Origin of the sequence: Microbacterium sp. zg.B48 (genome assembly GCF_024623505.1) — a bacterium.
Taxonomy (GTDB): domain Bacteria; phylum Actinomycetota; class Actinomycetes; order Actinomycetales; family Microbacteriaceae; genus Microbacterium.
This window is the reverse complement of the sequence record NZ_JANJFE010000019.1, coordinates 20,676-33,385: the sequence shown is the minus strand read 5'-3', so window position 1 is coordinate 33,385 and position 12,710 is coordinate 20,676. Positions and strand designations below refer to the sequence as shown.

At 70.9% G+C, this 12,710-nt stretch carries 9 protein-coding genes; 6 read left to right on the top strand and 3 right to left on the bottom strand.

Annotated features, from left to right (window positions below; genetic code table 11):
- Positions 1–29 precede the first annotated feature (29 nt).
- From NQ152_RS15480 to NQ152_RS15470, 3 genes are all read left to right on the top strand, one after another.
- Positions 30–1,493: an MFS transporter gene (locus tag NQ152_RS15480; RefSeq protein ID WP_257524626.1), complete on the top strand. Its 1,464-nt coding sequence runs from the start codon at positions 30–32 to the stop codon at positions 1,491–1,493.
- Positions 1,494–1,563: 70 nt separating this feature from the next.
- A complete protein-coding gene (locus NQ152_RS15475; protein WP_257524625.1) occupies positions 1,564–3,372 on the top strand; it encodes an aldehyde dehydrogenase family protein in 1,809 nt (602 codons plus the stop codon).
- Positions 3,369–5,006, top strand: coding sequence for a GMC family oxidoreductase (locus NQ152_RS15470; protein ID WP_257524624.1), 1,638 nt, complete (start codon positions 3,369–3,371; stop codon positions 5,004–5,006). The genes NQ152_RS15475 and NQ152_RS15470 overlap by 4 nt, the downstream gene beginning before the upstream one ends.
- Before the next feature lie 41 nt (positions 5,007–5,047).
- On the opposite strand, the gene pip is transcribed toward NQ152_RS15470, so the two are convergent.
- The gene (pip, locus tag NQ152_RS15465; RefSeq protein ID WP_374113607.1) at positions 5,048–5,965 is read right to left on the bottom strand and encodes a prolyl aminopeptidase; all 918 of its coding nucleotides are present in this window, start codon (positions 5,963–5,965) and stop codon (positions 5,048–5,050) included.
- A 56-nt stretch (positions 5,966–6,021) separates the two neighbouring features.
- Positions 6,022–6,894: a neutral zinc metallopeptidase gene (locus tag NQ152_RS15460; RefSeq protein WP_257524622.1), complete on the bottom strand. Its 873-nt coding sequence runs from the start codon at positions 6,892–6,894 to the stop codon at positions 6,022–6,024.
- Positions 6,895–6,990: 96 nt separating this feature from the next.
- Between NQ152_RS15460 and NQ152_RS15455 the strand changes: the two genes are divergently transcribed.
- From NQ152_RS15455 to NQ152_RS15445, 3 genes are all read left to right on the top strand, one after another.
- Positions 6,991–7,995 carry a malate dehydrogenase gene (locus NQ152_RS15455; RefSeq protein WP_257524621.1) on the top strand — a complete coding sequence of 335 codons (1,005 nt, stop codon included), beginning with the start codon at positions 6,991–6,993 and terminating at the stop codon, positions 7,993–7,995.
- Between the two features lie 5 nt (positions 7,996–8,000).
- Positions 8,001–9,734, top strand: coding sequence for a sodium:proton antiporter (locus NQ152_RS15450; RefSeq protein ID WP_257524620.1), 1,734 nt, complete (start codon positions 8,001–8,003; stop codon positions 9,732–9,734).
- A gap of 73 nt (positions 9,735–9,807) precedes the next feature.
- Complete coding sequence (locus NQ152_RS15445) at positions 9,808–10,281, top strand: recombinase family protein (protein ID WP_374113606.1); 474 nt, start codon at positions 9,808–9,810, stop codon at positions 10,279–10,281.
- A gap of 39 nt (positions 10,282–10,320) precedes the next feature.
- Here NQ152_RS15445 and NQ152_RS15440 read toward each other — a convergent pair whose 3' ends face one another.
- Entirely contained in the window at positions 10,321–12,675 is a 2,355-nt protein-coding gene (locus NQ152_RS15440) for an excinuclease ABC subunit UvrA (protein WP_257524619.1), read from the bottom strand.
- Between the last annotated feature and the right edge of the window lie 35 nt (positions 12,676–12,710).

Sequence of the window (12,710 nt, the reverse complement as noted above, 5' to 3'; positions counted from 1 at the left end):
GGCGGGACACGTCGCTCTACACTGGCGCGATGAGCACCGACGCTCCCGACGCCCGCGCATCGGCTTCTGCACCCGCTGACCCGCCCCGCAACGCCGTCGCGAGCGCCTACACGCCGCGCCCGACCTTGCCGGGCAGGCTGTCCGCCGGGACCGTCGCCCGCTACGCGGCCGGGTCGGTCGGCACCGGCGGATTTGCGACCCTTCCCGGGCTGGTGCTGGCCTACTATCTGACCGACTCGCTCGGGGTGGCCGCCCTCGCCGCCGGTGCGGTCATCACGGCCGCCAAGATCTGGGACGTCGTGATCGACCCGGTCATCGGAGCCCTCACCGACCGCGACCTCGCCCGCCACGGAACGCGTCGCCGGCTCATGCTCGTCGGGGCGTGCTCCATCGCGGTGCTGTTCGCGCTCACCTTCGCCGTCCCGCCGTCGCTGGGCCCGGTCCTCGGCGCCATCTGGGTGCTTATCGCCTTCCTGCTCGCCGCGACCGCGTTCAGCCTGTTCCAGGTGCCCTACATCGCCCTGCCCGCGGAGCTGACACCCGGATACGACGAGCGCACCCGCCTGCTCACCTGGCGGGTCGTGGTGCTGACCGTGGCCATCCTCCTGTTCGGAGCCGGGGGTCCGGCTCTGCGCGGAGCGACCGCCGACCCGAGCACCGGCTACCTGGTCATGGGCGTCGTGGCCGGCCTGGCGATCGCCGGCGGGATGCTGGTGGCCACGACGGTCGCTCGCCGCCCGGTCGGCGCAGGCGGAGCGCCGGTGCACCCGGCCGCCCTCGCACCGGCCGCGCGCGTCCCGCTGCGCGAGCACTACCTCGCCGGCATCCGATCGCTGCGCCGCAGCGCCCCGTTCCGGGCGCTGCTGTCCACGTTCGTCCTGCAGGCCCTCGCGACCGGGCTGATGCTGGCCGGCGCACAGTACGTCGCGACGTGGGTGATGCGCTCCGAGGATGCCGTCCAGCTGCTGTTCATCGCGCTGATCGCCCCGGCCCTGATCGCCGCCCCCGGCTGGGGCGTGGTAGCGCGGCGCCTCGGCAAGGAGCGCACCTTCACCATCGCCAGTGTCGTGTTCACGGTGGCGGCAGTGACCATCGTGGCGGCGCTATGGGCTCCCGGCGCCTGGATCTACGCCTCCGTGGCGGTGGCAGGCATCGCCTACGCCGGCATGCAGTCGCTGCCGATGGCGATGCTGCCCGACGTCATCTCCCACGACGAGCTGGCGAACGGTCCGGGCCGGGCCGGGGCGTTCAGCGGGGTGTGGACCGCCGGCGAGACGATCGGGTTCGCGCTCGGTGCGACCACGCTCACGGTGATCCTCGCGGTGACCGGATACGTCTCGTCCACCGCCGGGCAGTCGGTGACCCAGCCGGATGCCGCGACCGCCGGCATCGTGATCAGCTTCAGCATCGTGCCGGCCGTCCTGATCGCCCTCAGCCTGCTCACCCTGGCCCGCTACCGGCTGCGCCGCGCCGACATCGAGACCGCGCCGTGAGACCCAGGCCGGCCCGGGCTGAGACCGCGTCCCGCCACGTAGGCTGGAGATCCCGTCGAAGGAGACCGCTGTGACGCCTGCCGGCAAGCCCACCCCGGCCGTGTCCGGCGCCGCGGACACCGCCGCCTCGGCGACGGTCGGCGCAGCCCCCGATCTGGCATCGGCCGAGCGCGAGAAGCTCGATGCGGCGATCGGAGACGTGCACATCGGAGCGCGGACCTGGGCGCACCTGACTCTCGCCCAGCGGGGCCGCCTGTTCGAGCGCCTGCATGCCACCACCGCCGCCGCCGCGGAGGAATGGGCCGATGTCGCCGCGGTGTCGAAGGGGCTCGGGCCGGAGCATCCGCTGCGCGGTGAGGAGTGGCTCTCGGGTCCGTACGCGACCCTGGTCGCTCTGGACGCCTACCGCGACACGCTGCGGGCGCTGGCGCAGGGGGTCAGCCCGCTCGAGCGCATCCGCACGGATGCCGCACCCGGCGGGCGTCTCCGCGCGCACGTCTTCCCGCTGAATACGATGGACTCCCTGCTGCTGTCCGGCTACACCGGCGAGGTGTGGTTCCAGCCCGACGTCACCGTCGCCGACGCCCGCTCGACCGCCGGTCTCGCGCAGCGGGAGCCGGAGCGCAGCGGCGGGGTCGGGCTGGTGCTGGGCGCCGGCAACGTCACCTCCATCCCGGTGCTGGACGTGCTGTACGAGCTGATCGCGCATAACCGCGTGGTGCTGCTGAAGGTGAACCCGACGCAGGACGCGCTGGTGCCGGTGTACGAGCGCGCGCTCGCGCCGCTGATCGAACCCGGGTTCCTGCGGATCGTCCGCGGCGGCGGCCCCGCGGGTGCGTACCTGACCGGCCACGACGGCATCGCCCACGTCCACATCACCGGCGCCGCGCCCACGTTCGACGCGATCGTGTGGGGGACCGGGCCGGACGCGGCACGACGACGACGCGACGGCCGCCCGCAGCTGACGAAGCCGATCACCGCGGAGCTGGGCGGCGTGTCCCCGGTGATCGTCGTGCCCGGCGAATGGAGCGCGGCGGACCTGCGCTTCCAGGCGGAGCACATCGTGACGATGCGTCTGCAGAACAGCGGCCACAACTGCATCGCCGGACAGGTGGTCCTGCTCGCCGCGGACTGGCCCCAGCGCGATGCCTTCCTGGCCGCCCTGCGCACCGCATATGCGCACGCGCCCGCCCGTTCGGTCTGGTATCCGCGCAGCGACGAGAAACTGGGTGCCGCGGCATCCCAGTACCCGGGAGCGACGCGGCACGGTGACGGCACCCGGCTGCTGGTGGAGATCGCCCCGGGCGAGGATGCGACCGCGCTGGAGGCGACGGAGTATTTCGCCCCCGTGCTCGGCGTGATCTCGTTGCCGGGGAACGGACAGGAGTTCCTGGACACCGCGGTCGCCCACGCCAACCAGAGGCTTGCCGGCACGCTCGGTGCGAACGTGCTGATCGATCCGCGGACGCAGGCCGCTTTGGGCGACGGCTTCGAACGCGCCATCGCCGACCTGCGCTACGGCGCCATCTCGATCAACTCGTGGACGGCGTTCGCCTTCCTCACGCCGACGCTCACATGGGGCGGATATCCGGGCGGGACCCTCGAGGACGTCGGAAGCGGCATCGGCGTGGTCCACAACGCGCTACTTCTGGATCGGGTGGAGCGCTCGGTCACACGCGGGCCGTTCCGCCCGTTCCCCCGCTCGATCGGGCGGATCCTGAGGACCAGGAGCCTGTCTAAGGGCTCGATCCTGCCCAAGCCGCCGTGGTTCGTCGACGCGCGCACCGGCGCTGTCGTCAGCGAGGGCTTCACGCGGTACCGGATGGACGGCAACCTCGCCCGCCTGGCGAGCCCGCTTCTCCAGGCCTTCCGCGCATGAGGGCCGCACCTCGTCGCGCGGCGGGGCAACCGGCCGCCGATTACATCGTCGTGGGCGCCGGGTCCGCCGGCGCAGCGCTGGCCGCGCGTCTGAGCGAGGACCCCGCCGTCTCGGTGCTGCTGCTGGAGGCCGGCGGAGCGGACAAGGCACTGCAGCTGCATGTGCCCGCCGCGTTCAAGACCCTCTTCCGCGGCGCGTACGACTGGAATTACGACACCGTCGCGCAGGCCGCCCTCGACGACCGCACGATCTACTGGCCGCGCGGCAAGACGCTGGGCGGCTCATCGTCGCTGAACGCGATGATGTGGATCCGCGGATTCGCCGCCGACTACGACGACTGGGCGGATGCCGCCGGGCAGCGCTGGTCATGGGCTGCGTTGGTGCCGTATTTCCTGCGCGTGGAGCGCACGCAGGACCCCCTCGACCCGACGCACGGATCGGACGGTGCGCAGCACGTTCAGCACCAGCGCGATCCCCGCCCGCAGACCGCGGCGTTCCTGGCTGCCGCAGTGGAGGCAGGGCATGCCGTCACGTCGCCGAACCTGCCGGAGGCGCAGGGGTTCGCGCAGACGATGGTCTCGCAGCGCCGCGGCGCCCGCGCCTCGACGGCCGACGCGTACCTGCGGCCCGCGCGGCGCAGGCGCAACCTGCGCGTGGTCACCGGCGCGCTCGTGCGGCGCGTCACGTTCAGCCCGGGTCCGCAGCCGCGTGCGACCGGCGTGTACGTCGAGATCGGCGGGGTGACCCGCCACGCGCCGGCCGGCCGCGAGGTGATCCTCGCCGGCGGCACGATCAACACCCCGCAGCTGCTCATGCTGTCGGGAGTCGGTCCGGCCGAGCACCTCGCGGAGCACGGCATCCCCGTCGTGGTCGACAGCCGCGAGGTGGGTGCGAATCTGCAGGACCACCTCGTCGCCGGCCTCGCGCCGGGTGCGAAGGGCGGCACGCTGTACGGCGCCGAGCGGATCGGCCAGCTCGTGCGCTACCTCATCGCGCGCCGCGGGATGCTCACCTCGAACGTGGCGGAGGCGTACGGGTTCGTCCGCACCGGTGTCGCCGAGCGCACCGGGATGACCGGTGCGCTGCCGGACATCGAGATCATCTTCGCCTCCGCGCCGTACGTCGGCGAAGGCCTGGTTCCCCTGCCCGGCGAGGGCCTGACGGTCGGAGCCATCCTGCTGCGGCCGCGCAGCCGCGGGACCATCCGGCTCGCGTCCGCCGATCCTGCGGACAAGCCCGTGATCGATCCCCGCTACCTGAGCGACCCGGACGGCGTCGATCAGGCGACGCTGCTGGCCGGACTCGGCGAATGCGAGCGCCTGCTGGATACCGATGCGCTGCGCGCCGTGACGGATGGCAGCTGGATCCAGCCCGCCGGTGGCCAGGACATGACACCCGAGGAACGGGCGCGGGTCTCCCTGCGCCACTACTCGCACACGCTCTACCACCCCGTCGGCACGGCGCGGATGGGGACGGATGCCGCGTCGGTCGTCGATCCCGAGCTGCGGGTGCGCGGCGTGCAGGGGCTGCGGGTGGCGGACGCCTCGATCATGCCGTCGCTGATCCGCGGACACACCAACGCCCCCGCCATCGTGATCGGCGAAGTCGCGGCCGATCTGATCAGCGGCCGCTGACCGCTCAGCAGCGCGCGAACGTCCTGCGGCGAGGGTTGCCGTCAGGATGCCGCGAACCGGTCGGTCGCTGCCACCAGCGCCGCCGCGATCCCCGGTTCGCTGGCGGAGTGACCCGCGTCCTCGACCACGACCAGCTCGGCCTCGGGCCAGGCGCGGTGCAGGTCCCAGGCGGTCATGATCGGCGTGCAGACGTCGTACCGACCCTGCACGATCACCGACGGGATGTCCCGCAGCGCGGGCGCATCGTCGATCAGCTGCTGCTCGCGGAACCATCCGCCGTTCAGGAAGAAGTGGTTCTCGATGCGCGCGAACGCGGTCGCGGCGATGGGCTCGGTCATCTGGGCCACCAGCTCCGGATCGGGCCGCAGCGTGAGGGCCGCAGCCTCCCACCCCGACCAGCGGACGGCGGCGGGCACGTGCACGGCCGGATCGGGGTCGCTGAGCCGGCGATGGTACGCCTCGATCAGGCGCGAGCGCTCCAGGACCGGGATGCAGGCGATGAACTCCTCCCACAGATCGGGGAGGATCGCTGACGCTCCCCCCTCATAGAACCACTCCAGCTCGTGGCGGCGCAGCGTGAAGATCCCGCGCAGCACCAGTTCGGTGACGGTCTCGGGATGGCTCTCGGCGTACGCGAGCGCGAGCGCGCTGCCCCACGACCCGCCGAAGACCTGCCACCGCTCGATGCCGAGGTTGCGGCGCAGCAGCTCGATGTCCGCGACGAGATGCCACGTCGTGTTGTGCCGGAGATCTGCGTCCGGTTCGCTGGCATGCGGTGTGCTGCGCCCGCAGCCGCGCTGGTCGAACAGCACGATGCGGTACTTGTCGGGGTCGAAGAAGCGGCGGTGCCAGGCCGAGGTTCCCGCTCCCGGACCACCGTGCAGGAACACGACCGGTTTGCCCTCGGGGTTGCCGCTCTGCTCCCAGTAGACCCGGTTGCCGTCTCCGACCAGGAGCATGCCGGACTCGTACGGCTCGATCGGCGGGTAGAGGCAGTCGAGGTCGTCTGCGGCGCTCACAGCTCGCGCCCCGGTACCGAGAACGTGTCGCACGCGCCGACTCCCTGTTCGAACCCGGTGGTGAACCAGCGCGCACGCTGCTCGCTGGAGCCGTGGGTCCAGCTCTCCGGGTTGACGACCCCGCCGGACTGCTGCTGGATGTGATCGTCGCCGACGGTTTCGGCCGCGTTCAGCGCGTCGTTGATCTGCTGCGGCGTCGGAGATCGCAGGTAGGGCACGCCGTTCTCGTCGAGTTCGTTCGCCGCGCCGGCCACCCAGGCGCCCGCGAAGCAGTCGGCCTGCAGCTCGGTGCGCACCCCGTTGCTGTCCTCACCGGTTCCGTTGTCCGGGTTCTGCTGCATGATGCCGGTGATCTGCTGGATGTGGTGACCGTACTCGTGCGCGAGCACGTAGAGCTGGGCGAGAGGTCCGGCGGTCGCATCGAACTGCTCGCGCAGCAGCGCGAAGAACGTCGGATCGACGTAGATCGACTCCTCGGGTGGACAGTAGAAGGGACCGGTCGCGTTCGAGGCCGTCCCGCAGGCGGTCCCGGTCGAGCCGTCGACGATGATCAGCTGGGGTTCGCGGTAACCCTGGACCGTGTCGGCCCAGAACTGGTTGATCGAGAGCGAAGCCGCCGCCAGCCGGCAGTCATCGCGGGCGTTCGCGTCGGCGCCGGTTTCGCACTGCGCGATCTCGCTGCCGCTGTCGGTTCCCTGGGGGACTGCGCCGCCGCCGATCACACCCGAGATGTCGGTGCCCGTGAACAGCTGGAACAGCAGGACGGCGATCGCCCCGAGCCCCGCGACACCGCCACCGGCGACTGCAATGCCAGCGCCGCGACGGCGCGCGGTGTTGCCGCCGACGCTCGCGTTGTCGTTGAAGGTCATGGGGCAAACGTACCGGCCCGGGTGGGCGCCCACGACGAGCCCCGCGGGCAGCGGCAGGTTCGTCACCGGCCGGAACGAGGGGAATAGGCTCTGCTCATGTCTCCCGAACCGACCACCGTGACCATCACGGGCGCCGGCGGGCAGATCGGTTACGCGCTCCTGTTCCGCATCGCCGCCGGTGAGATGCTGGGAGCCGATCGTCCGGTGCGGCTGCGGCTGCTGGAGATCCCCCAGGGTGTGCGCAGCGCCGAGGGCGCCGCCCTGGAACTGCAGGACTGCGCGTTCCCTCTGCTGCGCGACGTCGAGGTGACCGATGATCCCGCTGCCGCCTTCGACGGCTGCCAGATCGCGCTTCTGGTCGGCGCCCGCCCGCGCGGGCCCAGCATGGAGCGCGCCGACCTGCTGGCGGCCAACGCGAGCATCTTCGGACCCCAGGGAGCCGCGCTCAATGCCGGCGCGGCGGAGGACGTGCGGGTGGTCGTGGTGGGCAACCCGGCGAACACGAACGCGTTCATCGCGGCGGCATCCGCCCCCGACATCCCGAGTGAGCGCTTCACCGCCCTGACGCGGCTGGACCACAACCGCGCGCTCGGGCAGCTCAGCGCGACGCTCGATGTTCCGCCCGACCGGATCGAGCGGCTCGCCATCTGGGGCAATCACTCCGCCACGCAGTTCCCCGATGTGTCGCATGCGCGGGTGGCGGACCGGCCCGTGGTCGATGTCCTGGCCGCGCGCCTCGGCGGCCGCGCCGCGGCGGAGAGCTGGCTCGCGGACGTGTTCGTGCCGCGGGTCGCCCGACGCGGCGCGGAGATCATCGAAGTGCGCGGATCCTCGTCGGTCGCATCCGCCGCGAACGCCGCAATCGGCCACGTCCGCGATGAGCAGGCCGGCACATCGTGGACCTCCGCCGCCGTGGTCTCGCACGGCGAGTACGGCGTGCCCGAGGGACTCGTGTGCTCCTATCCGGTCTCGTCCGACGGGACCGGATACCGTGTCATCGAAGGCCTGCCGATCGACGATCACGCTCGCGCGCGCATCGACCTCTCCGTCGCCGAGCTCGTCGCCGAACGCGACGCCGTCCGGGGTCTCGGGATCCTCTAGCCGCCATGGAGATCCTCGTCATCGCGGTGATCGGGGTCGTCGTGGTCGCGCTGGCGACCGCACTCGCACCGCGGGTGGGAATCGCCGGCCCACTGGCGCTGGTGGCGATCGGACTGGGCGTGACCCTGCTGCCGTTCGTCCCGCCGCAGGACATCGACCCGGAGATCATCCTGGTCGGCGTGCTGCCGCCGCTGCTGTACTCGTCGGCAGTGTCCCTGCCGGCGATCGAGTTCCGCCGGGACTTCGGCCCGATCGCGGGTCTGTCGATCGTGCTGGTGCTGTTCAGCACGGGCGCGCTGGCGTACTTCTTCACGCTCGTGATCCCCGGCATCGACCTGTACCTGGCCATCGCCTTCGGTGCCATCCTGAGCCCGACGGACGCGGTGGCCACCTCCATCGTGAAGCGACTAGGAATCTCGCCACGCGTCGTGACGATGCTCGAAGGCGAGAGCCTGCTCAATGACGCCACCTCGCTGGTGCTGCTGCGCACCGCAGTGGCCGCCATCGCCGTCGGCAGCATGCCGGTGGGCACCGCCCTGTGGTCCTTCGTCTGGGGTGTGCTGGTCGCCGCGATCCTCGGCGGCCTGGTCGGCCTGCTCGCGCTGCGGGTGCGCACCTGGGTCGCTCATTCGGCGGCCAACACCGCGCTCAGCTTCGTCGTCCCGTTCGTGGCGTACCTGCCGACCGAGCAGCTGGGCGGTTCCGGGCTGGTCGCCGCCGTCGTGGCCGGGATCGTGACGGGCCAGGGCGCGGCCCGCTGGTTCACCCCGGAACAGCGCCTGTCCGATGAACTGAACTGGCGCACCGTCGAGCTCATGCTCGAGGGGGCGGTCTTCCTCGTGATGGGTCTGGAGCTCAAGGAGATCGTCGAGCAGAACCTGGAGGCTGATGAGGGCCTCGGTCATGCGGTGTGGCTGGCGCTGACCGCCCTGGGGATCATCCTGGTCGTGCGCGGCGGCTACGTCGCGGTGCTGGTGGCCACGCAGGGCAGACGCGCCCGTCGCCTGAGTCGCGAGCAGATCGAGCGGTTCCGCACGCGCGTGGACCGGGTCGCGGCACTCGGACCGCCCGGTCCGCGTGGGCGTGGCCGGACGCCCTCCCCGGAGTGGCGCGAACGCCGGCTGCAGGGGATGCGCGATCGGATCGCGCGGCTGCTCGCGGACGTCGACTACTACCAGGCATCGCCCCTGGGCTGGAAGCACGGCACCGTCATCGTCTGGGCCGGCATGCGGGGCGTCGTCACGCTGGCGGCCGCGCAGACACTGCCCCGAGACACACCCGGTCGGGCGCTGCTGGTCTTCGTCGCGTTCCTCGTCGCCGTCGGGGGCCTCATGCTGCAGGGCTTCACCCTGCCCTGGCTGGTCCGCCTGCTCCGGCTCGAGGGGTCCGGGGGGACCGGGCCGTCTGCGGAGGAGCAGCGGCGCCTCGCTGACGAGATGCGGGCGGCCGCGGCATCCGCTCTCGACTCGGATGCGCTCACGCGACGCGACGGATCCGCCTTCGCGCCGGACCTCCTCCAGCGCGTCGGATCACGCTTGACCCGGCCGCCCGACGACGACACCTCGGCCTGGACCCGCGACGTGCTGGAGCTGCGGCTCGCCCTGATCGGGACGATGAGGCAGCGCCTGAACGCGCTGTCACGGGACGGGGCCTTCAGCACCGCCGCCCTGCGGCACGCCCTCGCCGAGTTGGATGCCGATCAGCTCAGCGTGGAGCTGCGCCTCTACGACGGGTCCTGACCGGCACCGGCCACGGAGCCGCGGGAGTACCCGCGAAGAGGCCGTCGGGGTGAGAATGGACACCATGAGCGAGATGACGGATGCCGCGGTGAGGCGTTCTGCGGCGCTCGCCGACGACCCGCACGGGGAGACCAGCCCGTTGCACCTGCCCCACCAGGCCGCGCAGTGCCCGAAGTGCTTCACCGAACTGCAGCGCGATCACGACTGGTGGCTCGCCCGTCCGGCCGGCTCACGACTGGTCGGCCTGGTGATCTCCCGCGACGACATGCCCAGCGTCAAGGAGCAGCGCGACGAGCTCACGCGCTTCGGCGTGCCGATCGCCGGGTTCCGCCACCCCTCGCCGGAAACGCTCGAGTCGTGGGAGGAGCGTCTGGTCCGCCTCTTCGGGACACTGCGGACCGGTGATGTGCTCGTCGTCGCGACGGTGCACGCCCTCGGTCGGGACATCGACGAGGAGACGCGCACAGTGGCCGAGCTGCACCGACGCGGCGTGGTCGTGAAGGTCCTCAGCCACGGCGGCCGGCATCTGTACGACGCCGGCCGCTGACCGGTCTGCACGCATCCCGATCCGTGTCCGCGGGCACCTTCAGCCGGCGACGTACTGCTTCAGGTGATGCGCGGTCAGCGTGTCCGCGGTCGCGACGAGATCGGCCGGCGTGCCCTCGAAGACGATCTCGCCCCCGTCGTGGCCGGCGCCCGGCCCGAGATCGATGATCCAGTCGGCGTGGGCCATCACCGCCTGGTGATGCTCGATGACGATGACGCTGTTGCCCGCGGCGACCAGCCGATCGAGCATGGCCAGCATGTTGTCGACGTCCGCGAGGTGCAGGCCGGTGGTCGGCTCGTCCAGAACGTAGACGGCGCCTTTCTTGGCCATGCTGATCGCCAGCTTGAGCCGCTGGCGCTCGCCGCCGGAGAGCGTGTTCAGTGCTTGGCCCAGCGTGAGATAGCCCAGCCCGACGTCGATGAGCCGCGCCAGCGTCGTCTGCGCCGGTCCCTTCGTCATGAACTCTGCCGCTTCGGCCGCGGACATGGCGAGGACCTCCGCGATGTTCTTGCCGTCCAGCCGGTACTCGAGCACCTCGTCGCTGAAGCCGGACCCCTCGCACAACTCGCACAGCGTCTCGACGGTCTGGGTGAAGCCCAGCGTCGTGATGATCACCCCGAGCCCACGGCACGCCGGACATGCCCCCTCCGAGTTGGCGCTGAAGAGGGCGGGCTTGACGCCGTTCGCCTTCGCGAACGCGGTGCGGACGGTATCCAAGATGCCGGTGTACGTCGCCGGGCTGCTGCGGCGATTGCCCTTGATGGGCGCCTGATCCACCACGATCACATCGTCGAACGCGGGAACGTTGCCGTGGATCAGTGAGGACTTGCCGGAGCCGGCGACCCCGGTCACGACGGTGAGGACGCCGAGCGGGACGTCCACGTCCACACCCTTGAGGTTGTGCTGGCTCGCACCCCGGATCTCCAGGAAACCCGTGGGGCTGCGGGTGCTCTCCTTGAGCTGGGCGCGGTCGTCCAGGTGCCGCCCGGTGATGGTGCCCGATGCGCGCAGACCCGCGACATCCCCGGTGTACTGGATCTCCCCGCCGGCGCGGCCCGCCCCCGGTCCGAGATCGACCACGTGGTCGGCGAGCTCGATCACCTCGGGTTTGTGCTCGACGACCAGAACGGTGTTCCCCTTGTCGCGCAGCAGCTTCAGCAGTGCGTTCATCCGCTGGATGTCGTGCGGATGAAGGCCTGCCGTCGGCTCGTCGAAGACGTAGCTCATGTCGGTCAGCGCCGACCCGAGGTGGCGGATCATCTTCGTGCGCTGCGCCTCACCGCCCGACAGCGTGCCCGAGGATCGATCCAGGGAGAGGTATCCCAGACCGATGTCCACGAAGGAGTCGATCGTCGCGCGGAGGCTCGTCATCAGCGGGGCGACCTCGGGGTCGTCGATCGTGGCGAGCCAGGTGGCGAGATCCGTGATCTGCATGGCCGCGGCATCCGCGATGTTGACACCACGGATCTTGGACGAACGGGCGCCCTCGTTCAGCCTGGACCCTCCGCAGTCCGGGCAGGCGGTGAACTTGACGGCCCGGTCGACGAAGACGCGGATGTGCGGCTGAAGCGAGTCGCGGTCCTTCTGCAGCACCGACTTCGTGAGCTTGGGGATCAGCCCCTCGTAGGTCATGTTGATGTTCTGGATCTTGACCTTGGTGGGCTCCTTGTACAGGAAGTCCTCACGCTCCTGGGCGGTGTAGTCCTTGATCGGCTTGTCCGGATCGAAGAACCCGGACTCGGTGAAGCCGCGCACCATCCATCCGTCGACGTTGTACCCGGGGATCGTGATGGCTCCCCCGGCCAGCGATCTGGAGCTGTCGAACAGCTCGTCCAGGTCGATGTCGCTGGCCTCGCCGAGTCCCTCGCAGCGCGGGCACATCCCGCCCGTGATCTCGAACGAGCGGCGCTCCTTGACCTTCTTGCCGCCCTTCTCGAACGTGACCGCACCCGCGCCGGAGACCGAGGGGATGTTGAACGAGAACGCCTGCGGCGACCCGACATGGGGCTGCCCGAGGCGGCTGAAGAGGATCCGCAGCATCGCCTGCGCATCCGTGGCGGTCCCGACGGTGGAGCGGGAGTTCGCTCCCATCCGCTCCTGGTCCACGATGATCGCCGGGCTGACGTTCTCCAGCGCGTCGACCTCGGGCCGGCCGAGCTGCGGCATGAACTGCTGGACGAACGTGGGGTAGGTCTCGTTGATGAGCCGCTGCGACTCGTTCGCGATCGTGGCGAAGACGAGCGAGGACTTGCCCGACCCGCTGACCCCGGTGAACACGGTCAGGCGGCGCTTCGGAATCTCGACGTCGACGTTCTTCAGGTTGTTCTCCCGAGCTCCGACCACTCGGATCATCTCGTGGGAATCGGCGACGTGGGGCGCGGTTGCCGGAGTCATGGGAGTCCTCTCGCTCAGGGCACGCCTCATTCTGC